The 25,447-nt window shown below is 71.6% G+C and carries 24 protein-coding genes; 15 read left to right on the forward strand and 9 right to left on the reverse strand.

Annotated features, from left to right (window positions below; all coding sequences use genetic code 11):
- Together ACZ6TU_RS24380 and ACZ6TU_RS24385 are read left to right on the forward strand one after the other, a co-directional pair.
- Nucleotides 1-918, forward strand: coding sequence for a TIGR03619 family F420-dependent LLM class oxidoreductase (locus tag ACZ6TU_RS24380; protein ID WP_469551384.1), 918 nt, complete (start codon nucleotides 1-3; stop codon nucleotides 916-918).
- Between the two features lie 92 nt (nucleotides 919-1,010).
- Complete coding sequence (locus ACZ6TU_RS24385) at nucleotides 1,011-1,649, forward strand: LuxR C-terminal-related transcriptional regulator (RefSeq protein WP_467672929.1); 639 nt, start codon at nucleotides 1,011-1,013, stop codon at nucleotides 1,647-1,649.
- Nucleotides 1,650-1,669: 20 nt separating this feature from the next.
- Here the strand turns inward: ACZ6TU_RS24385 and ACZ6TU_RS24390 are convergent, their stop codons facing one another.
- Nucleotides 1,670-2,461: a hypothetical protein gene (locus tag ACZ6TU_RS24390; protein ID WP_467672931.1), complete on the reverse strand. Its 792-nt coding sequence runs from the start codon at nucleotides 2,459-2,461 to the stop codon at nucleotides 1,670-1,672.
- 38 nt (nucleotides 2,462-2,499) lie between these two features.
- The gene (locus ACZ6TU_RS24395) at nucleotides 2,500-3,243 is read right to left on the reverse strand and encodes a hypothetical protein (RefSeq protein ID WP_467672933.1); all 744 of its coding nucleotides are present in this window, start codon (nucleotides 3,241-3,243) and stop codon (nucleotides 2,500-2,502) included.
- 176 nt (nucleotides 3,244-3,419) lie between these two features.
- Between ACZ6TU_RS24395 and ACZ6TU_RS24400 the strand changes: the two genes are divergently transcribed.
- The 4 genes from ACZ6TU_RS24400 to ACZ6TU_RS24415 all read left to right on the forward strand — a co-directional run bounded on the left by ACZ6TU_RS24400 (nucleotide 3,420) and on the right by ACZ6TU_RS24415 (nucleotide 8,683).
- Nucleotides 3,420-4,190: an SDR family NAD(P)-dependent oxidoreductase gene (locus ACZ6TU_RS24400; protein ID WP_467672935.1), complete on the forward strand. Its 771-nt coding sequence runs from the start codon at nucleotides 3,420-3,422 to the stop codon at nucleotides 4,188-4,190.
- 101 nt (nucleotides 4,191-4,291) lie between these two features.
- Nucleotides 4,292-5,410: an LLM class flavin-dependent oxidoreductase gene (locus tag ACZ6TU_RS24405; RefSeq protein ID WP_467672937.1), complete on the forward strand. Its 1,119-nt coding sequence runs from the start codon at nucleotides 4,292-4,294 to the stop codon at nucleotides 5,408-5,410.
- A gap of 94 nt (nucleotides 5,411-5,504) precedes the next feature.
- Complete coding sequence (locus tag ACZ6TU_RS24410; RefSeq protein ID WP_467672939.1) at nucleotides 5,505-7,235, forward strand: N-acyl-D-amino-acid deacylase family protein; 1,731 nt, start codon at nucleotides 5,505-5,507, stop codon at nucleotides 7,233-7,235.
- On the forward strand, nucleotides 7,232-8,683 hold the full coding sequence (locus ACZ6TU_RS24415) for an aldehyde dehydrogenase family protein (protein WP_469550984.1): 1,452 nt from the start codon (nucleotides 7,232-7,234) through the stop codon (nucleotides 8,681-8,683). The genes ACZ6TU_RS24410 and ACZ6TU_RS24415 overlap by 4 nt, the downstream gene beginning before the upstream one ends.
- 36 nt (nucleotides 8,684-8,719) lie before the next feature.
- Here the strand turns inward: ACZ6TU_RS24415 and ACZ6TU_RS24420 are convergent, their stop codons facing one another.
- Complete coding sequence (locus ACZ6TU_RS24420) at nucleotides 8,720-8,929, reverse strand: hypothetical protein (RefSeq protein WP_469550987.1); 210 nt, start codon at nucleotides 8,927-8,929, stop codon at nucleotides 8,720-8,722.
- Nucleotides 8,930-9,062: 133 nt separating this feature from the next.
- On the opposite strand from ACZ6TU_RS24420, the gene ACZ6TU_RS24425 reads away from it, so the two are divergent.
- Nucleotides 9,063-11,795, forward strand: a complete 2,733-nt coding sequence (locus ACZ6TU_RS24425) for a helix-turn-helix domain-containing protein (protein WP_469550990.1) — start codon at nucleotides 9,063-9,065, stop codon at nucleotides 11,793-11,795.
- 10 nt (nucleotides 11,796-11,805) lie between these two features.
- On the opposite strand, the gene ACZ6TU_RS24430 is transcribed toward ACZ6TU_RS24425, so the two are convergent.
- On the reverse strand, nucleotides 11,806-12,201 hold the full coding sequence (locus ACZ6TU_RS24430; protein ID WP_467672947.1) for a nitroreductase/quinone reductase family protein: 396 nt from the start codon (nucleotides 12,199-12,201) through the stop codon (nucleotides 11,806-11,808).
- Nucleotides 12,202-12,298: 97 nt separating this feature from the next.
- On the opposite strand from ACZ6TU_RS24430, the gene ACZ6TU_RS24435 reads away from it, so the two are divergent.
- Nucleotides 12,299-13,144 (forward strand): endonuclease/exonuclease/phosphatase family protein, encoded by an 846-nt coding sequence (locus ACZ6TU_RS24435; protein WP_467672949.1) that lies wholly within the window; start codon nucleotides 12,299-12,301, stop codon nucleotides 13,142-13,144.
- Nucleotides 13,145-13,161: 17 nt separating this feature from the next.
- Here ACZ6TU_RS24435 and ACZ6TU_RS24440 read toward each other — a convergent pair whose 3' ends face one another.
- The 3 genes from ACZ6TU_RS24440 to ACZ6TU_RS24450 form a co-directional block, all read right to left on the reverse strand.
- Entirely contained in the window at nucleotides 13,162-14,691 is a 1,530-nt protein-coding gene (locus ACZ6TU_RS24440) for a CehA/McbA family metallohydrolase (RefSeq protein WP_467672951.1), read from the reverse strand.
- Nucleotides 14,692-14,841: 150 nt separating this feature from the next.
- On the reverse strand, nucleotides 14,842-15,492 hold the full coding sequence (locus tag ACZ6TU_RS24445) for a response regulator (RefSeq protein ID WP_467672953.1): 651 nt from the start codon (nucleotides 15,490-15,492) through the stop codon (nucleotides 14,842-14,844).
- Nucleotides 15,489-16,631, reverse strand: coding sequence for a sensor histidine kinase (locus ACZ6TU_RS24450; protein ID WP_467672955.1), 1,143 nt, complete (start codon nucleotides 16,629-16,631; stop codon nucleotides 15,489-15,491). Before ACZ6TU_RS24450 ends, ACZ6TU_RS24445 begins: the two co-directional genes overlap by 4 nt.
- 134 nt (nucleotides 16,632-16,765) lie before the next feature.
- Between ACZ6TU_RS24450 and ACZ6TU_RS24455 the strand changes: the two genes are divergently transcribed.
- The 5 genes from ACZ6TU_RS24455 to ACZ6TU_RS24475 all read left to right on the forward strand — a co-directional run bounded on the left by ACZ6TU_RS24455 (nucleotide 16,766) and on the right by ACZ6TU_RS24475 (nucleotide 21,768).
- Nucleotides 16,766-17,455: a class I SAM-dependent methyltransferase gene (locus tag ACZ6TU_RS24455; RefSeq protein ID WP_399168632.1), complete on the forward strand. Its 690-nt coding sequence runs from the start codon at nucleotides 16,766-16,768 to the stop codon at nucleotides 17,453-17,455.
- Nucleotides 17,452-17,958: a DedA family protein gene (locus ACZ6TU_RS24460; RefSeq protein ID WP_467672957.1), complete on the forward strand. Its 507-nt coding sequence runs from the start codon at nucleotides 17,452-17,454 to the stop codon at nucleotides 17,956-17,958. Before ACZ6TU_RS24455 ends, ACZ6TU_RS24460 begins: the two co-directional genes overlap by 4 nt.
- 80 nt (nucleotides 17,959-18,038) lie before the next feature.
- Nucleotides 18,039-18,893 (forward strand): LLM class F420-dependent oxidoreductase, encoded by an 855-nt coding sequence (locus ACZ6TU_RS24465; RefSeq protein ID WP_467672959.1) that lies wholly within the window; start codon nucleotides 18,039-18,041, stop codon nucleotides 18,891-18,893.
- Nucleotides 18,894-18,932: 39 nt separating this feature from the next.
- Nucleotides 18,933-19,139, forward strand: coding sequence for a hypothetical protein (locus ACZ6TU_RS24470; protein ID WP_467672961.1), 207 nt, complete (start codon nucleotides 18,933-18,935; stop codon nucleotides 19,137-19,139).
- Nucleotides 19,140-19,182: 43 nt separating this feature from the next.
- Complete coding sequence (locus ACZ6TU_RS24475) at nucleotides 19,183-21,768, forward strand: bifunctional FO biosynthesis protein CofGH (protein ID WP_467672963.1); 2,586 nt, start codon at nucleotides 19,183-19,185, stop codon at nucleotides 21,766-21,768.
- 12 nt (nucleotides 21,769-21,780) lie between these two features.
- On the opposite strand, the gene ACZ6TU_RS24480 is transcribed toward ACZ6TU_RS24475, so the two are convergent.
- Nucleotides 21,781-23,193 carry a hypothetical protein gene (locus ACZ6TU_RS24480; RefSeq protein WP_467672965.1) on the reverse strand — a complete coding sequence of 471 codons (1,413 nt, stop codon included), beginning with the start codon at nucleotides 23,191-23,193 and terminating at the stop codon, nucleotides 21,781-21,783.
- A gap of 36 nt (nucleotides 23,194-23,229) precedes the next feature.
- A complete protein-coding gene (locus ACZ6TU_RS24485) occupies nucleotides 23,230-23,682 on the reverse strand; it encodes a GtrA family protein (protein ID WP_467672967.1) in 453 nt (150 codons plus the stop codon).
- 116 nt (nucleotides 23,683-23,798) lie between these two features.
- Between ACZ6TU_RS24485 and ACZ6TU_RS24490 the strand changes: the two genes are divergently transcribed.
- Together ACZ6TU_RS24490 and ACZ6TU_RS24495 are read left to right on the forward strand one after the other, a co-directional pair.
- Nucleotides 23,799-24,797, forward strand: coding sequence for a glycosyltransferase family 2 protein (locus ACZ6TU_RS24490; RefSeq protein WP_467672969.1), 999 nt, complete (start codon nucleotides 23,799-23,801; stop codon nucleotides 24,795-24,797).
- Nucleotides 24,798-24,874: 77 nt separating this feature from the next.
- Nucleotides 24,875-25,441 carry a hypothetical protein gene (locus ACZ6TU_RS24495; RefSeq protein WP_467672971.1) on the forward strand — a complete coding sequence of 189 codons (567 nt, stop codon included), beginning with the start codon at nucleotides 24,875-24,877 and terminating at the stop codon, nucleotides 25,439-25,441.
- The last annotated feature ends 6 nt before the right edge of the window (nucleotides 25,442-25,447 follow it).

The raw sequence follows: 25,447 nt of genomic DNA on the forward strand, positions 1-25,447 counted from the left end.
CTGGCGTACGGGATCCAGCTCCCGGTCCAGTCCCAGAGCACCCTCTACGCCGAACCCTGGGAAGCCGCCGCCGGGCCCGAGGATCTGCTCGCCGTGGCCCGCGCCGCCGACCGCGCCGGCTTCGCCTACCTGGCGAGCTGCGACCACGTCGCCATCCCCCGCCGGCTCGCGTCCGCGATGAGTACGGTCTGGTACGACCCGGTCGCCACCCTCGCCTTCCTCGCGGCGGCCACCGAGCGGGCCCGGCTGCTCAGTCACGTCGCCGTGGTGGGACTGCGGCATCCGCTGCTCGGCGCCAAGCAGTACGCGACCCTCGACCATCTGTCGGGCGGCCGGCTGACCCTCGGGGTCGGGGCCGGGCATGTCCGGGAGGAGTTCGAGGCGCTGGGCGCCGACTTCGAGCGGCGCGGGGCCGTGCTGGACGAGTCGATCGACGCCCTGCGCGCCGCTCTCGGGGCGGACGAGTTCCCCGAACACCACGGCAAGCTGTACGACTTCGAGGGGCTCGGGCAGCGGCCCCGCCCGGCGCAGGACCGTGTCCCCCTGTGGGTCGGCGGATCCTCGCCCGCCGCTGTACGACGGGCCGCGCTCAAGGGCGACGGCTGGCTGCCGCAGGGAGACCCGAGGGACCTGCTGCCGGACCGCATCGCGCGGATACGGCGGCTCAGGGAAGAGGCCGGGATCGAGGGGTCGTTCACCGTCGGCGCCATCGCCGAGCCCCTGTACGTCGGGACGGCGGGCTGGGACGTCGGGCGGCGGACGCTCAGCGGGCCCGCCGACGCGATCGCCGAGTCGTTGCGGGCCTATCGCGCTATGGGGGTGGACCAGGTCCAGGTGCGGTTCCGCAGCCGGAGCCGGGACGAACTCGTCGGGCAGATCGAGCAGTTCGGGGAGGAGGTCGCGCCGCTGCTGCCGTGAGCGCGTTCCTTGAAAGCTTGAACATGTCCCCGCCGGTCTCCGTATGTACGGACGTACGGACACGTACGGCTTCGGCGGAAGGACACAATGACGTGCGCACTTCCCGGAAACTCTCCGTCGCCCTCGCCTGCCCCGAGGGCACCTGGCCGCACCCCGACTGGCCGGCCCCGGACGACCCGTACGTCGAGCGGGTGGTGACCCTGCGCCCGCCCCCGCCCTTCCGCGTCCCGGCCGGGGTGGACGTCGTCGTCCTGCGCTGCGCCGAACCGGTGGACGGCCTGCGGGAGTTGCGGGCCGACGGCGTGCCGGTGATCGTGGTCGGTCCGTACCGGGACGCCGAGACCATCGTGCAGGTGTTCCGGGGCGGCGCCGGGTACCTGGTCGAGGGCGACTACTGCACCTGCATGCTCTCCTCGGCCGTCGTCGGAGCCACCATCGGGCACACCTACCTCTCCCCGGCGGCCTGCGCGGCCCTGCGCGAGGGGGCCCGGCGGGCGTCCACGCAGGACACGGCGCTGGAGCGGCTGCGCGGGCAGCTCTCACCGCGCGAGCGGCAGATCATGGAGCTGTTGTCGACGGGGCTGGGCGCGCAGGAGATCGGGCTGCGCCTACGGCTGAGCGAGAAGACCGTCCGCAACAACCTCAGCAACATCTACGCCAAGCTGGACGCGCGCGGCAGCACGGACGCGGTCCTGAGGTGGCTGGGAGCCGCGCCCGTGCTTCGCATCTGAGAACCTCGGAAGCTCTTTGTCTACCGCGCCGGAATCTCCGTCAGCGGAATCTCGACGTCGGTGACGTTCTCGCCGCCCTCACCGAATCCCGGCTCGGACCTCAGGGCGCGCGTGGAATTCTTCAGGCCCGACGCCTCCGGCGTTCCGCACTTCACGTTGCGCAGCCACAGACGCCCGTCGGGGGTGCCGTTCTTCAGGATCTGCGGATAGAAGACGTGCACGCTCGTGGCGCCCTCGCTCGGGGAGAAGAAGACCTTGCCGCCGTCCTGCGCCTCCTTGTACGTGGCCTTGAGGTAGCCGCTCACGTCGGTGCGCTTCGCGGACCACATGAAGAACCCGACGCTGTCGGGCTGCACGGTGTCCGTCCTGCTGAACTGCAAGGTGGTCGTCTTGTCGTCACGCGTGATGTCGATCTCGGACGTGCTGAACTTCACGCCGATCTCGAAGAAGGAATTGCCGAGTTTCGTGTCGGCGGCCGCGGTGAATCCGTCCTCCAGCTGAATGGTCCTGGTGACGGACGTGCTCACGTTGAACGTCTTCGAGGCGGTGCCCGTCGATCCGCAGTTGTCGGTCACCGCGGAGACGCGCTGGTTGGGCCCGAGGTTGTTCCGCTTGAACTGGACGTCGACGAACTCGCAGTTCTCCAGCCTGTCGGAGTCCGCCGAACAGTCGGCGGTCACCTCCGAGGGGGTGGCGGCACCCGCGGGGTTCATCAGCGGTACAGCCACCGCGACGGCCGCCACCGGGGCCAGGGCGAGGGTGATGCGCTTCTTCTTGCTCCGGTGGCTTCTCGTGCGGCCGGTGCGTGTCATGGGGTTCTCCTGTGGGGGAAGGGGAGCGGGGCGGCCGGTCAGCAGTCGGTCAGCACGGCCTTGGAGGTGCCGTCCACGACACCCGGGGCGCCGGCCGCGCCCGGCAGCACGACCGGGCCCTCGACGACCTCCGAGGCCACGAAGTTCTGCTCCGGAGTGGCGTTGGTGACGGTCGTCGCCTCACGGGCGTCGATTCGCACCCGCCATTCGCCCGTCATGCGCTGCATCTTCGGCGTGAACTCCATGTGGAGCACCTTGCCGACCGGGACTTCCCGCTGCTCCGTGTCCCCGGCGGTCGCCGACTTGACGGTCATGTCGAGGGTCCCCTTGTGCTTGAGCCAGGATCCGCTCAGCGCCCCGAAGAGCCCTCCTCCGCCGCCCTGTTGGGTGACGGTGTACTTGCCCTGGCCCTGTGCGGTAGTCGCCTGCCAGGAGACCGACACCTTCGCCGGTTCGGTGGCGTTCGGTTCGCAGTTCGGGAAGTCGATGGAGGCCTTTTCGGCCGGTCCGTCGAAGGTCTCGAACTTCGTCTCGACGAAATCGCAGTTGTCGGACGCGAAACTCGGTCCGGCGATGGGGTGGCCGCCGAAATCGGAGATGGACTGCTGCTTTCCGTTGAGCACCTCGGCCCGCTGGCACATCGTCATGATCTGCTCGGGCGTCTTCTCGTCGGCGGCGTTCGCCGACGGCAGCAGCACCGTGGCCACGGCACCGCCGGCCACGAGGGCCGATCCGATCGCGACGATCCTGATCTTTCTGTTCTTCAGCCGTCTCTTTGCCATGGGACAGATCCTGGAAGTTCCCGACCGGCTCCGACAGGGTCAAACATCCCTACTTGTGGGTTACGTGAGATTCGCCTCAGCAACGTCCCGGTCTTGTATCTGACGCTCCGTCAGGTATGTCGGTACGATGCCGAGTCCACCGAGTTCACCGAGTCCACCGCGCGAAGGGGGCTGCCATGGGCAAGCTCGACGGACGGGTCGTCATCATCACCGGTGCCGCGCGCGGCCAGGGCGAGCGGGAGGCCAGGCTGTTCGCGGCCGAGGGTGCCCGGGTGGTCGTGGCGGACGTCCTCGACGACCAGGGCGAGGCCCTCGCGAAGGAGATCGGCGCCCGGTACGTCCATCTCGACGTCGGCCGGGAGGACGACTGGCAGGCGGCCGTCACCGCCGCCAGGGACGCGTACGGCCACGTCGACGGGCTCGTCAACAACGCGGGCATCCTCCGCTTCAACTCCCTCCTCGACACACCCCTCGACGAGTTCATGCAGGTCGTCCAGGTCAACCAGGTGGGCTGCTTCCTCGGCATCAGGGCCGTCGCCCCCGAGATGGCCGACGGGGGCACGATCGTCAACACCGCCTCGTACACCGGCCTGACCGGGATGGCGGCGGTGGGCGCGTACGCGGCCAGCAAGCACGCCGTGGTCGGACTGACCCGGGTCGCAGCGCTGGAGCTGGCCGGGCGGGGGATACGCGTCAACGCCGTCTGCCCGGGCGCCATCGACACCGCGATGTCCAACCCGGCCCGGCTGGACCCGGACGCCGACCCGGAGGAGGCGGCCAGGGGGCTCGACCGGCTGTACCGCAAGCTCGTGCCGCTGGGGCGGGCCGGGCAGCCGGAGGAGGTGGCGCGGCTCGCCCTGTTCCTGTCGTGCGACGACTCCTCCTACATCACCGGGCAGCCGTTCGTGATCGACGGCGGGTGGCTGGCGGGGGTCGGCGTCATCTGACTGACGGCCCGTCAGCTATTGACGCTCCCCGGGGGTGGTGGAACAGTCGGAACCACTTATCTGACGAAGCGTCAGAAATGACCGTGGGGCGGTGAATCTCCTTGGAATTCGGGGTCTTCGTACAGGGATACGTGGGCAAACGGGCCGAGACCGACCCGCTCGCCGAGCACAAGGCGCTGATGGAGGAGACCGAGTACGTCATCCAGGCGGACAGGTCGGGCTTCAAGTACGCCTGGGCCTCCGAGCACCACTTCCTGGATGAGTACTCGCACCTGTCCGCCAACGACGTCTTCCTCGGGTACCTGGCGCACGCCACGGAGCGGATCCACCTGGGCTCGGGCATCTTCAACCCGCTCGCCCCGGTCAATCATCCCGTGAAGGTCGCCGAGAAGGTCGCCATGCTCGACCATCTCAGCGAGGGGCGGTTCGAGTTCGGCAGCGGGCGGGGCGCCGGCTCGCACGAGATCCTGGGCTTCATGCCGGGTGTGACCGACATGAACCACACCAAGGAGATCTGGGAAGAGACCATCGCCGAGTTCCCCAAGATGTGGCTCCAGGACGAGTACGCCGGCTTCCAGGGCAAACACTGGTCGCTGCCGCCGAGGAAGGTCCTGCCGAAGCCGTACGGCGGCTCGCACCCGGCGATGTGGTACGCGGCCGGGTCGCCGCCGTCGTACGCCATGGCCGCCAAGAAGGGGCTCGGCGTGCTCGGCTTCAGCGTGCAGAAGGTCTCCGACATGGAGTGGGTGCTGGAGCAGTACAAGACGGCGATCGTCGACGCCGAGCCGGTCGGGGACTTCGTCAACGACAACGTGATGGTGACGACCACGGCGATCTGCGCGCCGACGCACGAGGAGGCGGTGCGGATCGCGGCGAACGGGCAGTTGCACTATCTGCCGTCGCTGGTCTTCCGGTACCACGACACGTTTCCCCGGCCCGAGGGGTTTCCGGTGTGGCCGGAGACGCTGCCGGAGTACACCGAGGAGTTCGTGGAGGTCCTCATCGAGGAGGAGCTGCTGATCTGCGGGGATCCGGACGAAGTGCTCACGCAGTGCAAGCGGTGGGAGCAGGCGGGGGCGGACCAGTTGAGTTTCGGGCTGCCGGTGGGGGTGCCGAAGGACGAGACCCTGCAGACGATTCGGCTGGTCGGGGAGCACGTGATTCCCAAGATCGATACGGATCCTGTGCATCGGACCTCGCGGTTCCGGAGGGGTGTCTGATCGCCGTTGGCGGGTGCGGGTGGTCTGTGGCTGGTCGCGCAGTTCCCCGCGCCCCTGAGGAGACCGTCCCACCGCACATCAGGAGGTGAGCCCCATGCTCGATCACGTGATCCAGGGCGCGACCGTCGTGGACGGGACCGGTGCGCCCGCCTATACCGCCGACGTCGGTATCCGCGATGGGCGGATCGCCGTCATAGGTGAGGTCGATCAGGAAGCGCGCACGAGCGAGGACGCGCACGGGCTCGTCCTCACCCCCGGCTTCGTCGACCCCCACACCCACTACGACGCCCAGCTCTTCTGGGATCCCTACGCCACGCCCTCCCTCAACCACGGGGTCACCACCGTCGCCGGGGGGAACTGCGGGTTCACCCTCGCGCCGCTGAACCCGGACCGTCCCGAGGACGCCGACTACACACGGCGGATGATGTCGAAGGTCGAGGGCATGCCGCTGGTGGCGTTGGAGAAGGGGGCGCCCTGGAGCTGGCACGGGTTCGGGGAGTATCTCGACGCCCTGGAGGGGCGGATCGCCGTCAACGCCGGGTTCATGGTGGGGCACTGTGCGCTGCGACGGTACGTGATGGGGCCGGAGGCCGTCGGCGGGCAGCCGACCGGGGAGCAACTGGCGGCCATGGTCGGGCTGTTGCGGGAGGCCATGGACGCCGGGGCCTGGGGCTTCTCCACCACTCAGTCGACCAGCCACTCCGACGGCGACGGGAAACCGGTCGCCTCCCGGCACGCCGGGCCGGCCGAGCTGCTGGCGCTGTCGCGGGCCATCGGGGAACACGAGGGCACGCAGATCGAGGCGATAGTCGCCGGCTGTCTCGATCAGTTCAGCGACGCGGAGATCGACCTGTTCGTGGAGATGAGCGCGGCGGCGGGGCGGCCGCTGAACTGGAACGTCCTGACCATCGACGCGGCGGTGCCCGAGCGGGTGCCCCGGCAGCTCCTGGCGAGCGAGCAGGCGCGGAAGGCGGGCGGCCGGGTCGTGGCCCTCACCATGCCGATCCTCACGCCCATGAACATGTCGCTGGGGACTTTCTGCGCGCTGAACCTCATCCCAGGGTGGGGGCCGATACTCGGGCTCCCCGTGCCCGAGCGGATCGAGAAGCTGCGCGACCCGGACGTACGGGACGGGATGCTGCGCCGCGCCCGGTCCAAGGAGGCGGGCGTCTTCCGGCGGCTCGCGAACTTCGGGCGGTACGTCATCGGCGACACCTACAGCGAGGCGAACGCCGGTCTGACCGGTCGGGTGGTCGGCGACATCGCCGAGGAGCGCGGCCAGGAGCCCTTCGCCTGCCTGGTGGAGATCTGCGCCAACGACGGGCTGCGCACGGTGCTGTGGCCGATGCCGCCCGACAACGACCCGGCGTCCTGGGCGCTGCGGGCGGAGACCTGGCAGCACCAGGACGTGCTGCTCGGCGGGTCCGACGCGGGTGCGCATCTGGACCGGATGTGCGGGGCGCCGTACACGACCCGGTTCCTCGGGGACTGTCTGCGCGGCCGGAAGCTGGTCGGCCTGGAGCAGGCCGTGAAGATGCTGACCGACGACCCGGCCCGGCTCTTCGGCCTGCGGGAGCGGGGACAGGTGCGGGAGGGCTGGCACGCCGACCTCGTCCTGTTCGACCCGGAGCGGGTCGACGCGGGCCCGGCCGCCCTGGTGCACGACCTGCCGGGTGACAGCCCGCGGCTGGACTCCCGGGCGCTGGGCGTGCGGGCCGTGTGGGTCAACGGGGTCGAGGCGATCCGGGAGGACGTGGTGACGGGTGCCGTGCCGGGGCGTGTGCTGCGCTCCGGCCGGGACACGGAGACGGTGAGCACGAGGTGACGACACGGCAGCCGCTGTTCGTCGGCGGCTCCTGGGTGGAGCCGGACGGCGGACACTACGAGGTGATCGACCCGGCGACCGAGCAGACCGTCGGGTGGGCGCCGGAGGCCTCGCGGGATCAGGTGCACGCGGCCTGCGCCGCGGCCCGCGAGGCCTTCGGGCCGTGGTCGGCCACGCCTCCGCAGGAGCGGGCGGTGGTCCTCGCCCGCGCCGCGGACATCATCCGGGAGCGTCTCGTGCCGTACGCCGAGCTGGCCCAGGCGGAGACCGGTGCGACCACCGGTACCGCACGCGGCATGCAGGTCGGGGTCGCCGCCGCCCGCTTCCGGCGCTACGCGCGCGTGGAGCTCGCCGAGTGGGCGATCCCGCCGCAGATCAACGAGGCCGGGCCGATGGGGCGGGCGGGCGTCATGGGCGCACTCGCCGTCCGCCAGCCCGTCGGGGTCGTCACGTGCATCACCTCGTACAACAACCCCTGGGCCAACCCGGCCGGCAAGATCGCCCCCGCCCTGGCGATGGGCAACACGGTCGTGGTGAAGCCGGCACCCCAGGATCCCCTGTCGGTCTACCGCATGGCCGAGGCCCTCGAGGCGGCGGGAGCGCCGCCGGGTGTGGTCAACGTGGTCACCGGTGCCCGTACCGAGGTCGGTGAGGCGGCCGTGGCGTCGCCGGACGTCGACATGGTCAGCTTCACCGGCTCCACGGCGGTCGGGCAGCGCATCGCCGAGGTGTGCGGGCGCGGCATGAAGCGGCAGTTGATGGAGCTGGGCGGCAAGGGCGCGGCGGTCGTCCTCGACGACGCCGACATCGGCTCGGCGGTCGCCGGGATCGGCACCACCTTCTCCTTCTACAGCGGCCAGATCTGCACGGCACCGACCCGGGTGCTGGCGCAGCGAGGGATCTACGACCGACTCGTCGGCCAACTGGCCGCGTACGCACGCCGGTTGAAGGTGGGCGATCCCCGGCAGCCGGACACGGTGGTCGGGCCGGTGATCTCGGCGGCACACCGGGACCGGGTGGAGTCGTACGTCGAACTCGGCCGGAAGGAAGGCGCGGTGGTCCTCACCGGCGGCGAACGCCCCTGCCTGCCGACCGGCTTCTACGTCGCCCCGACCCTCCTCGCCGACTGCACCAACGACATGCGCGTGGCCCGTGAGGAGATCTTCGGCCCGGTGGTGGTCGTCATCCCCTTCGAGGACGAGGAGGAGGGCATCGCCCTCGCCGACGACTCCGACTACGGCCTCATCGACTACGTCTGGTCGGGCGACGTGGCCCGCGCCTTCCGGCTGGCCCGGCGCCTGCGGGCCGGCGGCGTCGGCGTCAACACCGTGGGCCGCAACATGGAGGCCCCCTTCGGCGGCTTCAAGAAGAGCGGCGTCGGCAGGGACGTCGGCTCGTACGCCCTGCACGCCTACAGCGAGGTGCAGGCGATCGTCTGGCCGGGGTGACGAGCGGCTCGCGCTTCGGATCGGCATCATCCTGTGTCAGCCCAGCAGCCCGGCCACCGTGGTGACCAGCACCGCGATCAAGGTGAGGGTGGCTCCGAAGGCAACGCCCGCGCGGATGAGGGCGCCGGCCGCCGTCGCGCCGTCCGCACGAGCGAGAAAGGCCGTCACCGCGCCGGTCAGGGCGGCGATGATCACGGCCGTGATGACGGCCAGGATCGTGAGGGTGGTCAGGAACGCGAGAGGCATCGGGATCTCCTTGGTCGGCGTGCTTTCTCTCTGTGCCGCAGACTCTGGCGATTCCTGTGTTCGTGGTGGTTCACCTGGACGAGAATGAACATCGCTGAACGGTGGGAGGGCTGTCCGAGGTGGGGGAGCAGGGGTGGAAGGCGATGCGGCGAACTCCGACGGCCTGGCGAAGCTGCGGGAGCGGCTGAGGGACCTGCGCGGGCGGGCCGGGCTGACGAGGGACCAGCTGCGAGTACGTACCGGGCTCGGGCACACCACGATCAGCCAGGCTTTCAACGACGGTCCGAAGTGCCCCACGTGGGACACGGTCGCCAAGCTGGGCAAAGCCCTGGGCCTCGATATCGCCGGTGTGGACGATCTGCACGCCCTGTGGAAACGAGCCCGGCTGAAAACCGACCTCAAAACCGACGTGAGTACCGATGAGCCGTGTATCGCCGATGTGGGCCCGCAAGCTCTGGAGGTGCACCGCGCCGTGCTGGCCGCTCCCGACTCCGGCGGTTACTCCTTCCTGACCCCCTACATGCGCAGAGCGCACGATGCCGAACTGCGCGCGCACCTCACACCGGCTCTGGCAGGCGGGGAATCAGTGCTGTTGATGCTGACGGGAGACTCGGCCACCGGTAAGACACGCGCGTTGTTCGAGGCGCTGGGCGACCTTGCTCCCCAGCACCGGCTTCTGCGCCCGTCAACCTCCGGTGACCTACTGCGCCTTCTGCTGGAAGGGAAGTTCGAGCCCCGGACGGTCCTCTGGCTCAACGAGGCTCAGCGCTTCTTCTACGGCCACGATGCGGAGCAGGCGGCCGCCGAACTGCGCCGGTTACTGGTCTCGACTCCCGGACTAACAGCCGTGGGCACCCTGTGGACCGACCCGTACTGGGAGGAACTGACGCGCGCCGGCCGCGTCGGCGATCCGCACGGACAGGTCCGGGGACTGCTCGACTGCGCCGCGTGTCGCCGGGTCATGGTGCCCGACCACTTCTCGGACGCCGAACTGCGCACATGGCGTGCCGTGGCACGGACCGCCGAAGCCGACGGGGACCGCCGGCCCGCCGACGCACTGCGGGCGGGGATGGCGGACGGCCGGGTCGTGCAACACCTCAGCGGAGGCCCCGCCCTTCTCGCCGCCTACCGATGCGGACCCGGGAGCCACTTCAGCCACGTGGAACACGCCGTGCTGACAGCGGCCCTCCACGCACGGTACCTCGGTCACCGACGTCCCCTGCCCGCCGGACTCCTGGCGGACGCCGCCGACGGCGCGCTGCACCCGCGGCGCCGGCCCGACGGTGCGGCGTGGGCCGACGCGGTGCTGAAGGCCCTGAGCACGGGCGAACGTGATGACGGGCGGCGCACCGACATACGGCACACCTTGACCGCGATGCACACACCACTCACCCGGTCGGGCAGCGACGCCGTGTACGAACCGGCCGACTACCTCGTCCAGCATGTCCGCATGGAGCCCGCGGACCGGCCCGGGACCCCCTCCCTCTGGCGCGCCCTGCTCAACCACACCACGGACGCGGACGACCTCATGACTCTCGGCTGGTCCGCCCTCCAACACGGGTACGTGACGCAGACAGCCCGCCTGTTGCACAAGGCCGTTGTCGTCGGCCATCCGACGTGCGCCTATGCCCTGGCCGACCTGCTGGATGACGACAACGACCCGCAGGGGACGGGCCGCCTGTGGGTCGCCGGTCACGCCCCTCTGTACGACCCGGACGGTGTACGGCTCCTCATCGATGTGCTCCACGGGAATGAGCAGCCCGCGGCGCTCGACGTGCTGATGCGGCGAGAGCCCGAGATCCACGTCGACTGCGATGACGCCGATGCGGTCGTCTACTTGCTGGCGAGGCTTCGCACAGCAGGACTTCAGGGCGCCGCCGTCACGCTGGCCGCACGCGCGGTGGAAACGTCGGACGCCACCGATGCCGGTCCCTGCGCCGACCTGTTGGAGTCTCTGCGCACTCTGGGGCTCGACGACGCCTACCGAGTACTCGCCGCCCGCGCCGCTCGCGAAGCCGATGCGACGGACGTGGCCTTCCTTCCCTCTCTGCTGGCGGAACTGAACACCCACAGCCCGGCGCACGCCGCTGCGCTGGCCACCCGTGCGGTGGCGGTGACCGACATCGGCGACGCCAACAACGTGGCGACGCTTCTCGTCGCGTTGCGGGAGCAGGGTCTGCGGGACGCGATCACCGCACTGCTCGGCCGCGCTCCAGAGGTGCATGCCGGCCTCGACGACCCCGAAGCTGTTTGCTGGCTCGTCGAGGCCATGGAGCAACTCGGGCAGACGGAGGCCGTGCACGCTCTCCTCGCCCGAGACCCGGGTGCGTCCGCGGATGTCTCCGATCCGGATGCCGTTCCCTGGCTGGTGCGTACCCTGCTGGCCTACGACCGGTCCGCGGAGGCCATCGCAGTGGCCGCCCGAGCGGCCGATGAGACCGACATCTTCCACCCCTCGCCCGTCGCGGAGCTGCTGGAGTTCCTCCATGAACTCGGCATGCGAACCGAGGTCGCCACTTTGCTCGACCGCGGTGTGGTGGTGCATGCGGACGTCGACGATCCCGAAGGCATCGGGGAGCTCCTCGTCGCCCTCGACCGTCTGGAACAGGGCGAGGCGTTGGCGTCGCTCGCGTGCCGGGTCGCGTCCGAGACCGACGTCTCGGACCCGGACGCGGTCGATGTGCTGCTGGAGCGCTTGGAGGAGGTCGGGCAGGACGAGGCCGTCAGGAAGCTGCTCAACCGTGTCCCGGACCTCGAAGAGCTCGAAGAGGTGCCGTCGCCCGAAGAGTTGGTGCTTCCCTGGGGCATCGATCTCGACGGCCGGCCCGCCGACCGCTGGACCTGGGACGACATGAACCTGACCTGAGGAGAAGACCTCAGACGTCCGTCAGATCCACCCGCACCGTCAGCAGATCCGTCCCGAACGCCCGCACTCCCAGCCCGTTGAACCTCGGCAGTCGCCGCAGCCGCGCCACCGGGTCGTCGTCCGGCAGCAGGTGCGCGATCCCGGTGTGCCACCGCCCCCGGACCCGCACCCGCACCCGCGGATCGGCCTTGATGTTGCGCACGTACTGCGACCGTTCGCCGAACTCCGACACCAGCCAGAAGGAGTCGCCGACGCGACGGCCGCCCACCGGTGTGCGGCGGGGCAGGCCCGAGACGCGGCCCTTCGTCTCCAGGACGGACTGGAGGGGAAGGCACCGCATGACCGGATTGACGCGGCGCTGGAAGGACGTGGCGGCGCGGAACCTCAGGTCGGCGAGGCGGGACATCGTCGCGGGTCTCCTTCGCACGAAGCTCTCACGGTTTCTGCAACCGTTCCTGCTTCAATGATCCCTGACGCGGCGGGACGAGAGCGGGTGGCTGCGGATGCGGATCGTGACGTGGAACCTGTGGTGGCGCTTCGGGCCCTGGCAGGCACGGCAGAAGGCGATTCTCACGGCCCTGAGGGAGCTGCGCCCCGACGTCGTCGGCCTCCAGGAGGTGTGGGCCGCCGACGGTGAGAACCTCGCCGAGTGGCTGGCCGGTGAGCTGGGCCTGCACTGCGCCTGGGCCGCCTCGCCCGCCCCGGAGCGCTGGCGGCGGCGGATCGGGGATCCCACGGTGGACATCGGCAACGCCGTGCTCAGCAGATGGCCGGTCGTGGACCGGGACGTGCTGCCGCTGCCCGCCCCGGCCGACACGAACGACGGCCGGCTCGCCTTCTACGCCCGCCTGGCGGGCCCGGGCCACGAAGTGCCCTTCTTCACCACCCACTTCACCTCCGCCGTGCACGCCTCGGCGGTCCGCTGCCGCCAGGTCGCCGCGCTCGCCGAGTTCGTCGCCCGGCACCGCGGCGACACCCCGTTCCCGCCGGTCGTCACCGGCGACCTCAACGCCTGGCCCGATTCCGACGAGGTCCGTCTCCTCGGGGGCTACAAGACCGCCCCGGCCGTGCCCCGCCAGGTCCTCCTCGACGCCTGGGAGTACGCCGACCCGGCCGCCCCCGCCGCCACCTGGGACGCGGCCAACCCGTACGTGGCGCCGACCCACGAGCCGAGCGTGCGCATCGACTACATCCACGTGGGCCTGCCCGGCCCCGGCGGACTCGGCCGCGTACGGGACGTCCGGCGGGCGTGCGACGGTCCGGTGGACGGGGTGTGGCCCTCGGACCACGCGGCGGTCGTGGCCGACCTGGCGGACCGGGCGGACCGGGCGGACCCGGAAGGGACCTGACGTCGCTATCGCCGGAGTCACCCGGCGGCGCGCCCCAGGAAGATCGGGTTCGTGAACGCCGCCAGCGCCCCCGGCACCGGCCCCGCCGCCGCCTCGTGCCGCAGTTCCGCCCGTACGTACGCCGCGTACGACGGCGTCGTCCGCCACTCGACGACACCCGAGCCGGACACCGGCAGCGGGGCGCTGGTGTGCAGCACGCCCTGGTCGGTGACGAAGCGGACCGTGCAGCGCGGGGCGCCCGTGACCTCCAGGCGGACGGTGACCGGGGTGTCGCGGTCCACCCGCAACCGCTCGCCGATGCCCGCGTGTTCCCCGCGCCCGCCGGACGCCCGGAACGACAGCGCGACCTTGGCGGACTCGGCGACGTACGACCGTCCCGCCCTGATGCCCTCCTGGATCGCCTGCCGGGTCAGGTCGTCGGCCAGGACGACCGTCTGGGGGCGTCCGACGGCGTCCGGGTCGCGGTGGGCGTCGCTGCTGCCCATCGCCGGGATCCAGTCGCGCCCGTCCCGTACGGACGCCACCAGCATGCTGTCCCAGTCGGCGAGGGCCACCTCGTCGTCGGGCGTGTAGGGGCCGTTCCACACCTCGACCGCGTCCGCCTCGCCGAAGCCGAACTTCCAGTTGCAGCCCACGCACGTGGCGTGCGGGTGGGCCGGGACGACCAGGCCTCCGGCGCGGCGGATCTGGCGGGCGAAACGGCCGAAACGGTTGTCGCGGGCCCGGTAGCGCCAGTCGACGAAGGTGCCCGGGTCGGTGCCGAGCGCGACGACGTGACCGTTGCGCGTGGTGACCTCCTCGCCCAGCATCACCAGCAGGTCGTCCCCGGCCACGTCAGCCCAGTGGGCGTGCGCCGAGTGCGTGTTGTGCTCGGAGGAGTTGATGAAGTCCAGCCCCGCCGCCCGCGCCAGTTCCCCGATCTCGGCGGGGGTGCGGCGCCCGTCGGAGTACCAGGAGTGCAGATGGCAGTCGCCCCGGTACCAGGCACGGCCCCGGCCCCTGGCCCGGTCCGGCGGGTACACCGGCCGGGCGGCCTCGCCCGGCTCGCCGTACGTCAGCGTGATCGTGATCTCGTACGACAGGCCCTGCGGGGCGACCGTGTACGGGCCGAGCGCGATGTGCCAGGTGCCCTCGCGCACCGGGCCCGGGAGGTAGCCGGGCGTCGCCTCGTCCGCACGGATGAAGAACTCGGTGCGCGCCCCGCCCGACCAGCCCCGGAACCCGCGGCCGCCGAGCTCGGTGCCGCGCTCGTCGAAGATGCCGATGTCGAGGGCGTTGCCGGTCGTGCCGGCCGGGACGGACGGGCGGTCGTAGGTGTAGGCGACCTTGAGCTCCCGGACACCGGCCGGGACCTCGACGGGCACGTACACGAAGTCGGGGGAGCCCGGCGGCAGGGTGCCGCGCACCGTTCTGCTCTCCTGGTCCCCGGCGCCCTGGTCTCCGTCGGCCGCTGAAGCGAAGCTCACACTTCCCAACGTAAGCGCGGCGGCCGCTCCCGTCACGAACAGAGCGCGCCGCCCGAGCCCGCCGTGGTTGTCCTCGCACATGCTGCTGCTCCCAAGGTGTCGTCCGCTGACATGGCATGGGTGGTGCGGAGGTGGTGCGGTGCAACTCTTGTATTCAGCCGTGAACCGGCGTGCAAGGGAAGGGAATCCGACGGCGGGAAACAGCCGAACATGCCGCGTCGGCCGGACAGTTCAGGCGGTGAGGCCGGCGTCGCGGGCCAGCAGGGCCGCCTGCACCCGGTTGGTGACCTCCAGCGCGGTGAGGATGCGGCTGACGTGGGCCTTGACGGTGCTCTCGCGCATGCCGAGGCGGTCGGCGATGTCGGCGTTGGTCTCGCCCCGGGCGAGGAAGGTGAGCACGTCGCGTTCCCGGGGCGTGAGCCGGTCGAGCCGGGAACGGGCGGCGGTCGCCTGTGGGCCGCCCGAGCGGTGGTGGCGGTCGATGAGGCGGCGGGCGGCGCTGGGGTGGAGCATCGCCGAGCCCGCGGCGACGAGGTGGACGGCGCGCAGGATCTCGGTCGGGTCCGTGTCCTTCAGCAGGAAGCCGTCGGCCCCGGCCGCGAGGGCGTCGTAGACGTACTCGTCGAGGTCGAAGGTGGTCAGCGTGATCACGCTCGGGGGACGGGGCAGGGCGCGCAGCCGGGCCGTGGCCGTGATGCCGTCCATGCGGGGCATGCGGACGTCCACGAGGGCGACGTCGACGCGGTGCGCGGTGGCCAGCTCGACGGCGTGCAGGCCGTCGGACGCCTGGGCGACGACCTGGATGCCCGGGTCGCCGTCGAGGAGGTCGGTGAGGCCCAGGCGGACCAGGGCGTCGTCATCGGCGATCAAGGCGCGGATCATGTGGGGGTGCCGTTCTGTTCGAGGGGTGCGGGGTGCGGGATGCGGGCGGTCAGCCGCCAGCTGCCGGCCCCGCCGGGTCCGGCGTGCAGGTGGCCGCCGAGGGCGGTGACGCGCTCGCGCAGGCCGACCAGTCCAAAACCGGAGGCGACGGCGTGAGCGGCCGGGCTGCCGGGGGCGTTGGTGACCTCGACGGTGGTGGCGGGCGGCCGGTAGCAGAGCTGGATGCGCACCGGGGCGCCCCCGGCGTGCTTACGGGCGTTCGTCAGCGCTTCCTGGACGAGCCGGTAGACGGCCAGCCGGTGCGCGGCGGGAGCGTCCTCGGGCCGGCCCTCCACCCGCAGCTCGGCCTGTTGCCCCGCCGCCCGTGCCTGCTCGACCAGTGCGTCCACGTCGCGCAGGACGGGGGCCGGAGCGGCCTCGGCGGGCTCGGACCCGGGGTCGCGCAGGGCTCCGAGGACGTCACGGAGGTCGGCCAGGGCCTCGGCGGAAGCGGTGCGCAGCAGGGCCAGGCGCTCCACGACCGGCGCGGGCAACTGCTCGTTCCGGGTCGCGAGGACGCCCGTGTGCAGGGCGATCAGGCTCAGACGGTGGGCCAGCACGTCGTGCATCTCCGCGGCGATCCGGGACCGCTCGGCGGCCCGGGCGGCCTCCTCGCGCAACTCCCGCTCGATCCGCAGATGCTCGACCTGGTTGCCCAGCGCCTTCAGCAACCGGCGGCGGTTGCCCACCCACAGCCCGCCCACCAGGGCCAGCAGTACGAACAGCGTGGAGCCGTACTGCCGCGGGGTCCACAGCGAGATCGCCGGGGGGATGAGCAGGTTGGCGCCCAGCGCGGCCGCGGCGCAGCCCACCGCGACCCGGGCACGCCGACGCGCCGCCAGGTCGAACAGCGCGACGAGCAGCAGCGGCAGCAGCGGCCACCCCCACAGCCCGGTCGCCGCGGTGGCCGGCACGGCGGAGGCGTACCAGGGCAGCCGGCGCACCAGCAGGGCCGCCCCGCACAGCACCGCCGTGACGGTCGCCGGCGTGACGTACCGGCCGCCGCCGGTGGAGGCGCTGTTCAGCACGGCGAGGGCGGTCAGCAGCACGACCAGGCACCAGCGCCCGTAGGTGCCCCACGGCAGGCTCACTCTCCGCATCACCCCCGGATCCTAGGCGGGCCGGGCATGTCCGGCCTCCGACCTCGGTCGCCCTCCACCGCCTACTTTCGTAGGGGACAGCCGCCCCACAACGAAGGATTTCCGGGCTCAGGCTGCTTCCTAACATCGCAACCATGGATTCCCGAACCATGGACTGGACGTTCCTCACCGAAGCGGCCCGTGATCCGCGCACCACCGGCGCCGTCACCCCCAGCGGCAAGGCCCTGGCCCGTGCGCTGACCGAGCCGCTGCGCGCCCTCGCACCACGGTCGCTGACCGTCCTGGAGGCGGGAGGCGGAACCGGAGCGGTCACCCGCGCCCTCGTCCCGCAGCTGCCGCCCGGCAGCCGCCTGGACGTCGTCGAGGCCAACCCCCGCTTCGCCGCCCGGCTGCGCCGCCTCGTCGACACGCACCCCCTCCTGGCCGGGGAGCCCGAGCGGGTCCGGGTCCACCGCTCCTACGTCGAGGACCTGCCCGGCGAACAGCGCTACGACGTGATCGTCTCCGGCCTGCCCCTGGCCAACTTCACCCCCGGCCAGGCCGAAACGATCATGGCCCGGTACCTGGAGCTCCTCCACCCCGGCGGCACCCTCACCTACTTCGCCTACCGGGGCACCCGGCAGGCCCGCACCCTGCTGTCCTCCCGCACGGAGGCCCGCCGGCACCACGCCGTCGAGGAGGTGATGGCCGCCTACCGACGCCGGTACGCCACCGGACGCTGGTCGGTGTGGGCGAACCTGCCCCCGGCCAGGGTGTGGCAGCTGAGGCGCCCGCACCGCGGCGCGCCGGACGCGCTGCATGACGTCACCGGAGCCCGCCGGTGACCGTCCCCTCGGACCTCCTCGGCCACGTCCCCGCCACCACCGCCTACGCGGTCCTGGTGGCGGCGGTCCTGGCCGAGTCCGTCCTCCTGGTCGGCGCCTTCGTCCCCACCCTCGGCCTGCTGCTGGCGGCCGGGGCGCTGGCCCGCACCGGGCATCTGAGCCTGCCGCTCGTCGTCGGGGTCACGGCGGGCGCCGCGGTGGTCGGTGACCTGCTCGGCCACCGCACCGGAGCCCTGCTCGGCGACCGCCTGCGCACCGGACGCCTCGGCAGCCGTGTCCCTGCCACCGCCTGGCGGAACGCCGAGACCCGGATGGACCGCCGCGGCGGCCAAGCCGTGTTCCTGGCCCGCTTCGTTCCGGTGCTCCGCACGCTCACCCCACACCTCGCGGGCGCCACCCGCCTGCCCTATCACCGCATCGCGCCCTACAGCGCGGCCGCCGCCCTGCTGTGGGCCACCGCCGAGGCCGGCACCGGCTATGCGGCGCTCGCGACGGTCATCTGAGAACGCCGGCCGAGAACGCCGACCGAGAATGCCGACTGGTCGGTATGGACAGTCGGCTCCCCCTCGGGTAGCAATAGGTCATGCGCATCGCCGTAACGATCTTCCTCACCGACGAGACGATCACCCCGACCCGGCTCGCACGTGAGCTGGAGGACCGCGGTTTCGCCGGGCTGTATCTGCCCGAGCACACGCACATCCCCGTCGAGCGGACCACCCCGTACCCGGCGGGCGGCGAGCTGCCGCGCGAGTACGGCCGTACCCTCGACCCGTTCGTGGCGCTCGGCCAGGCCGCCGCCGTCACCGAGCGGCTCGGCCTCGGCACGGGCATCACACTCGTCGCTCAGCACGACCCGATCGACCTGGCCAAGCAGGTCGCGACCGTCGATCACCTGTCCGACGGCCGGTTCACGCTCGGGCTCGGCTTCGGCTGGAACGTCGAGGAGGCCGACGACCACGGCGTACGGTGGCGCACCCGGCGCGAGCTGGTCCGGGACCGGATGGCGCTGATGCGGGCGCTGTGGTCGGAGGAACCAGCCGCGTACGAGGGGGAGTTCGGCAGCGTCCGGGCCAGTCACGCGCACCCCAAGCCCGTCCGGAAGCCGCGCGGCCCGGTCGTCGGCCCGCGAACGCTCGTCGGCGGGGCCGCCGGGCCCAAGTTGTTCTCTCACATCTGCGAGTACGCCGACGGCTGGCTCCCCATCGGCGGCCGCGGCCTCTCCGAGTCCCTGCCCCTGCTGCGCACCGCCTGGACCGAAGCGGGCCGCGACCCCGAGGGCCTGCACGTCGTCCCGTACGCCGTCCACCCGACCCCGGGCAAGCTCGCCCACTACGCCGACCTCGGCATCGAGGAGGTCGTGGCGCAACTGCCGCCGGCGGGGGAGGCGGAGGTGCTGAAGGCACTGGACGGGCTGACGGGATATCTTCCAGGTACCTGACAACTCGGTCGGAGCACACGGGGGGAGCAGCACAGCGTCATGAGGATCGCCTGGTTAGCGTGGCTCGGGCGGCATTTCGCCGAATACGGCTACAGCCAAGGCCTGTTGCGCGGCGCGATCGGCACGCTCGCCGTACTGGTGACCGCCCTGCTGGTCTGGTTCACCCTGCACCGCAACAGGCCTCTCGCCGTGGTCCTCAGCGGTCTCGTGTCCGCCCTGGGCGTCGGGTGGCTGGCCTTCCACTGACGGGGCCCGGCCCAGTTGATCAGCGCGATCGTATGCTCGGAGGATGACGACTTCCGCGACCTCCGGAACCGGCCCCACCGAGAACTCCATGCGTCGCGCCCTGAAACGGGCCAGGGACGGCGTCTCGCTCGACGTCGCCGAGGCGGCCGTCCTGCTCCAGGCCCGGGGCGCGCACCTGGAGGACCTGGCGGCCTCGGCCACCCGGGTGCGGGACGCGGGCCTGGAGCAGGACGGCCGGCCCGGCGTCATCACGTACTCCAAGAGCGTCTTCATCCCGCTGACCCGGCTGTGCCGGGACAAGTGCCACTACTGCACGTTCGTCACCGTCCCCGGCAAGCTGCGCCGGGAGGGCCATGGGATGTTCATGTCCCCCGACGAGGTGCTGGACATCGCCCGCAAGGGCGCCGCCCTGGGCTGCAAGGAAGCCCTCATCACCCTCGGCGACAAGCCCGAGGACCGCTGGCCGGAGGCGCGCGAGTGGCTCGACGCGCACGGCTACGACGACACCATCGCCTACGTCCGCGCCATCTCCATCCGCATCCTGGAGGAGACGGGCCTTCTTCCTCATCTGAACCCGGGCGTCATGTCCTGGACCGACTTCCAGCGGCTGAAGCCCGTCGCGCCCAGCATGGGCATGATGCTGGAGACGACCGCGACCCGCCTCTGGTCCGAGCCGGGCGGTCCGCATCACGGTTCTCCCGACAAGGAGCCCGCCGTGCGCCTGCGGGTGCTGGAGGACGCCGGGCGTTCCTCCGTGCCCTTCACCTCGGGGATCCTCATAGGCATCGGCGAGAACTACGAGGAGCGCGCCGAGTCCCTGTTCGCGCTGCGGAAGGTCTCCCGGGCCTACCACGGCGTCCAGGAGCTGATCATCCAGAACTTCCGCGCCAAGCCGGACACCGCGATGCGCGGCATGCCCGACGCGGAACTGGACGAACTGGTCGCCACGGTGGCCGTCGCCCGCCTGCTCATGGGGCCCTCGGGCTGTATCCAGGCCCCGCCCAACCTCGTCGACGACGAGTACGAGCGGCTGATCGGCGCCGGTATCGACGACTGGGGCGGGGTGTCCCCGCTCACGATCGACCACGTCAACCCCGAGCGGCCCTGGCCGCAGATCGACCAGCTCGCCGAGAAGTCCCGGGCGGCCGGTTTCGAACTGCGGGAACGGCTCTGCGTGTACCCGGAGTTCGTCCGGCGCGGCGAGCCCTGGCTGGACCCGCGGCTGCGTCCGCACGTGGCGGCGCTGGCCGACCCGGAGACCGGCCTGGCCCGGCCCGAGGCCCTGCCGCGGGGCCTGCCGTGGCAGGAACCGGAGGAGGTCTTCGTCGCGTCCGGCCGCACGGACCTGCACTCCTCGATCGACAGCGAGGGCCGCAGCTCGGACCGCCGGGACGACTTCGACGAGGTGTACGGCGACTGGGGTGCCCTGCGCGAGGCGGCCGCCCCGGGCATGACACCGGAGCGCATCGACACCGACGTACGGCAGGCCCTGCGTACCGCGGCCGACGACCCCACGAAGCTCACCGACGACGAGGCGCTGGCCCTGCTGCACGCGGACGGTCCGGCCCTGGACGCCCTCGCGCAGGTCGCCGACGACGTACGCCGGTCGGCCGTCGGCGACGACGTCACCTACATCGTCACCCGCAACATCAACTTCACCAACGTCTGCTACACGGGCTGCCGCTTCTGCGCCTTCGCACAGCGCCGCACCGACGCCGACGCCTACACCCTGTCCCTGGACCAGGTCGCCGACCGGGCCCAGCAGGCCTGGGACGTCGGCGCGGTGGAGGTCTGCATGCAGGGCGGCATCCACCCGGACCTGCCCGGCACGGCGTACTTCGACATCGCGCGGGCGGTGAAGGAACGCGTCCCCGGCATGCATGTGCACGCCTTCTCGCCGATGGAGGTCGTCAACGGCGCGACCCGCACGGGCATGTCCGTCCGCGAGTGGCTGACCGCCGCCAAGGAGGCCGGCCTGGACACCATCCCGGGCACCGCCGCCGAGATCCTCGACGACGAGGTCCGCTGGATCCTCACCAAGGGCAAGCTGCCCGCGGCGGACTGGATCGAGGTCGTGACGACGGCACACGAGCTGGGCATCCGCTCGTCCTCGACGATGATGTACGGGCATGTCGACCAGCCCCGGCACTGGCTGGGCCATCTGCGCACCCTCGCCGGCATCCAGCAGCGCACCGGCGGTTTCACCGAGTTCGTGACGCTGCCGTTCGTGCACACCAACGCGCCCGTGTACCTCGCGGGGATCGCCCGCCCCGGCCCGACCATGCGGGACAACCGCGCGGTCACGGCCATGGCCCGGCTCCTCCTGCACCCGTACATCCCCAACATCCAGACCAGCTGGGTGAAGCTGGGCACCGAGGGCGCGGCCGAGATGCTCCGCTCGGGCGCCAACGACCTCGGCGGGACGCTCATGGAGGAGACCATCTCCCGCATGGCGGGCTCCTCCTACGGCTCGTACAAGTCGGTCAAGGACCTCATCGCGGTGGCCGACGCCGCGGGCCGCCCCGCCAAGGCCCGGAACACCCTGTACGGGGAGGTCCCGGAGGGGCGGCAGCGGGTGGCGGAGGTGTCGGACGGGCATCTGCCGGAATTGCTGCCGGTGCTGGACTGAGCGACCGACCGTCTACTGGCCCCCGGCGTCCGCCGGTTGCTGCGCCGTCACGGTGCGGCCGGCGGTGGCGCCGGGGATCGCCGGTCGTGGGGGAGCCGTGCCCCGGCCCAGCCGGAGCAGCAGCAGGCCGAGGGCGCAGGCGATCGCCGGCCAGTAGATGTAGCGGAAGTCCGTCGCGGGCATGATCGGCAGGTAGCCGAGGATGTAGGCCGTGGAGCTGATGCCCAGCGCGCGGACCGGCATGGCGAAGGTGCCCTTGCCGGGGCGGATGGCGAGCACCAGCGCGACCGCGAGCCAGAACCAGCCGCGGAACAGCCACCGCACGTCCGTGGCCATGCGTGTGACGTACGTGCCGAGGATGTCCTCCAGCCGGGGGTGCGCCACCTCGATGCCCAGGTCGTTGCGGCTGACCCCCGATTTGTACGTGTAGTCGGTCTCGAACAGCAGACTCGTGAAGAGCCGCAGCCGGTACTGGAGGTACTGCGGCACGTGCCCCCTCATCTCACGCAGCCACAGGGACGTGATCTCGTCCGAGTCCCCGCGGAGCCCGTCAGCCGGGCGCCGGTAGCAGGCCCAGTAGGCGTCGGACAGGGCCCCGACGCGCTCGCACTCCCGCGCCGAGTCCGCGAGCCGGTCCCGGAGGCCGGGTGACACGTCGGCCGACCGCAGCTCGTCCGCCCTCAGCACATGGACGAGGTCGTCGATCATGATCTGCGCGCCCTGTTTCGTCTGCAGCGGCTTCGCGAACAGCGAGATGGCGGAAGCGGGCACGACGAGCCCGGCCATGAGGGCCGCCGTGCACGTCACCCACGTACGGCGCCCGGGAGCGCGCCACAGCGCGAGGACCAGCAGGACGAAGACGGGGATCGCGGCGAAGAAGGCGTTCTTGCGCACGAGCATGGCGTACGCGAGGAACAGCACACCCAGCCAGAGCAGCCCCCACCGCACGGCGGGCTTCACAGGCCGGTCCCGCAGCCGCAGCCCGGTGAACGCCACCGCGCAGGCGGCGAGCAGCGCGAAGGCGGCGTGCACGTCCTTCCACACCACACCGACGAACGTCAGCACGAAGGGAGCCAGGCCGAGGGCGAGCACGGCGAGCGAACCGCCCCGGCTCCCGGTCATTTCCCACAAGCACCAGGCCAGCACCCACAGCGCCCCCCAGAAGACGACGGACTGGAGCACGGCCATGGAGGCGAACGAGCCGGTCACGGCGATGAGCGCCCGCCACACCAGGCTCAGCACGGGCGGATGCCAGTCGGTCAGGGGCCTCTTGCCCTCGGCCTGACGGAGCTGGTCGAGGCTGTCGGGGCTCAGGTAGCCGGGGGCGAAGGCGAGGGCCGTGGCCAGGCAGCAGACCGCGGCGACGGCGGCCAGTCCCCAGACCCAGCGCTGCTCATGCCGCCACATCCATCCTCTTTGTCCCATATGTCGGATGCTAGCGGGTCGCCGGACGCCGACGGCTCAGGGTGCGACGAACACGTAGCGCCGGTAGGCGTAGAAGCGGAACAGGGTCGCGAGCACCCAGCCGAGAATGCGGGCGGTGTTGTCGCTGAGCGCCGAGTCGAGCCCGAGCAGCTGCCGGGACACGAGGACCGTGCCGGCGGTGATGGCGAGACCGACGCCGTTCGCGACGAAGAACAGGCCCAGTTCGCGGGTCACGTTCTCGCGGTGCTGGTGCCGGTAGGTCCAGTAGCGGTTCCCGGCCCAGCTGAAGAGCGCGGCGACGCCCGTCGCAACGACGGAGGCCTGGACGGGAGCCGCTCCCATCGGCCCGCCCTCCGCGCCGCCGGGCAGCCCGAAGACCAGCAGGTTGTAACCGCCGTTGTCCACGACGAAGGCCAGGGCTCCGACGACTCCGAACTTGGCGGCCTCGCGCCAGATGCCCCGTACGGCATCACGGACGGAACGTGTCACAGAGGAGAGAACCGGCACAGAGGGAGCGTATCCACCCGGCGCGCCCCCATCACATGGACTCACCCATATTGCATGATTTGCTCATATTTGACACCGACTCAGATGAGGAGTGGGGAGTGGTCGTGGAACCGACGATCGCGTGTGTCGTGCCGTGCCACAACGAGGAGGCGGCCGTCGGCAAGGTGGTCCGCGACCTGCGCGCGGCCCTCCCCGAGGCCGTCGTCTACGTCTACGACAACGCCTCCACCGACCGCACCGTGGAGGTCGCCCGTGCGGCGGGCGCGATCGTCCGGCAGGAGCCCCGCAAGGGCAAGGGCAACGTCATCCGCCGTGCCTTCGCCGACGTCGACGCCGACGCCCTGCTCATCATCGACGGCGACGACACCTACGACGCCTCGCGCGCCCGGGACATGGTCGACCTGCTCTTCGAGGGGCCGTACGACCAGGTCGTCGGCGCCCGCCGGGTGACGGACGACGGGGCCTACCGGACCGGCCACGCGGTCGGCAACAAGCTGCTCACCGGTGCCGTGCGGTCCCTGTTCGGCAACGACGTGACCGACATGCTCAGCGGCTACCGGGTCTTCTCGCGCCGCTTCGTGAAGTCCTTCCCGGCGCTGGCCCGGGAGTTCGAGACCGAGACCGAGATGACGATCCACGCCCTCCACCTCCGTCTCCCCACGGCCGAGGTGGTCGTGGACTACCGGGTCCGGCCCGCCGGCGGCGAGAGCAAACTGCGCACCTACCGGGACGGCTGGCGCATCCTGCGGGTCATCCTCGACCTGGCGCGCCGTGAGCGCCCCTCCCTCGTCCACACCGTGATCGCCGGCGTCCTGGCCCTGATCTCGGTCATCCTCGGCGCCCCCGTCATCGCCGACTTCGTCCGCACGGGCACGGTGCCCCGCGTCCCCACGGCGATCCTCGCCGCCGCGATCATGACCATCGCCGCGCTCGTCCTGCTCGTGGGCTACATCCTCGAGTCGCTCACGCACATGCGCCAGGAGCAGACCCGGCTCGTGCACCTCGCCTACCCGGCCCCCGTCCGCACCCCGCGCTACGCCGTCCACGGGGCCGGCTCGGGCCCCGTACCGGTCCGGAAGGCCGTCGACGGCCCCTGAGCCGCCTGGGGACCAACGGGCTCGCAGTACGATGATCGGAACCCCCGTTCTGCGGGGTCCCGTGACTGAGGAGATGCGTGCCCGTGCCTGCCCGACTTCCTTCGTGGGCCTGGGTGACCGGGCTGACCGTGGGAGCGATAGCCGCGGTGACGGTCCTGACCGTGCAGGCGGACCGGGGCCCGCACCCCACCGCCACCTCGGCCAAGCCGAGCACCTCGGCGTCGGCGGGCGCGCAGCCCACCCCCACCGCGTCCGTCCCGGCCCGGGTACCCGACGGCTCCGGCACCGGCCGGCGCATCGTCTACTCCCTCGGCGAGAAGCGCGTGTGGCTGGTCGACGCGAGCGAGGCCACCCGCCGTACGTTCACCGTGTGGCCGGGCACGGTCAGCCCCGACCCCGGCACCTACACGGTGTCGTCCCGCAACGAGGCCACGACCGGCTCGGACGGCGTCCAGATCGAGCACATCATGTACTTCGCCGCGAAGTCCGGTGTCTCCGTCGCCTTCTCCAACGCGGTCGACGGCGCCTCGCCGCCTCCCGCCGACTCCGGCGCCAAGACGGGCGGAGTCAGGATGCGGAAGGCGGACGGCACGGCACTGTGGGCGTTCGGCGCCGTCGGCACGACGGTGACCGTCGTCGAGTAGCGGCCG

Source organism: Streptomyces sp. NPDC052064 (genome assembly GCF_055585925.1).

Coding starts and splice junctions, on each gene's coding strand:
- ACZ6TU_RS24465 (WP_467672959.1), top strand. CDS start 18,039: ATGCGCATCGCCGTAACGATCTTCCTCACCGACGAGACGATCACCCCG.
- ACZ6TU_RS24410 (WP_467672939.1), top strand. CDS start 5,505: ATGCTCGATCACGTGATCCAGGGCGCGACCGTCGTGGACGGGACCGGT.
- ACZ6TU_RS24395 (WP_467672933.1), bottom strand. CDS start 3,243: ATGGCAAAGAGACGGCTGAAGAACAGAAAGATCAGGATCGTCGCGATC.
- ACZ6TU_RS24480 (WP_467672965.1), bottom strand. CDS start 23,193: ATGGGACAAAGAGGATGGATGTGGCGGCATGAGCAGCGCTGGGTCTGG.
- ACZ6TU_RS24445 (WP_467672953.1), bottom strand. CDS start 15,492: ATGATCCGCGCCTTGATCGCCGATGACGACGCCCTGGTCCGCCTGGGC.
- ACZ6TU_RS24455 (WP_399168632.1), top strand. CDS start 16,766: ATGGATTCCCGAACCATGGACTGGACGTTCCTCACCGAAGCGGCCCGT.
- ACZ6TU_RS24475 (WP_467672963.1), top strand. CDS start 19,183: ATGACGACTTCCGCGACCTCCGGAACCGGCCCCACCGAGAACTCCATG.
- ACZ6TU_RS24470 (WP_467672961.1), top strand. CDS start 18,933: ATGAGGATCGCCTGGTTAGCGTGGCTCGGGCGGCATTTCGCCGAATAC.
- ACZ6TU_RS24420 (WP_469550987.1), bottom strand. CDS start 8,929: ATGCCTCTCGCGTTCCTGACCACCCTCACGATCCTGGCCGTCATCACG.
- ACZ6TU_RS24440 (WP_467672951.1), bottom strand. CDS start 14,691: ATGTGCGAGGACAACCACGGCGGGCTCGGGCGGCGCGCTCTGTTCGTG.
- ACZ6TU_RS24450 (WP_467672955.1), bottom strand. CDS start 16,631: ATGCGGAGAGTGAGCCTGCCGTGGGGCACCTACGGGCGCTGGTGCCTG.
- ACZ6TU_RS24390 (WP_467672931.1), bottom strand. CDS start 2,461: ATGACACGCACCGGCCGCACGAGAAGCCACCGGAGCAAGAAGAAGCGC.
- ACZ6TU_RS24400 (WP_467672935.1), top strand. CDS start 3,420: ATGGGCAAGCTCGACGGACGGGTCGTCATCATCACCGGTGCCGCGCGC.
- ACZ6TU_RS24430 (WP_467672947.1), bottom strand. CDS start 12,201: ATGTCCCGCCTCGCCGACCTGAGGTTCCGCGCCGCCACGTCCTTCCAG.
- ACZ6TU_RS24435 (WP_467672949.1), top strand. CDS start 12,299: ATGCGGATCGTGACGTGGAACCTGTGGTGGCGCTTCGGGCCCTGGCAG.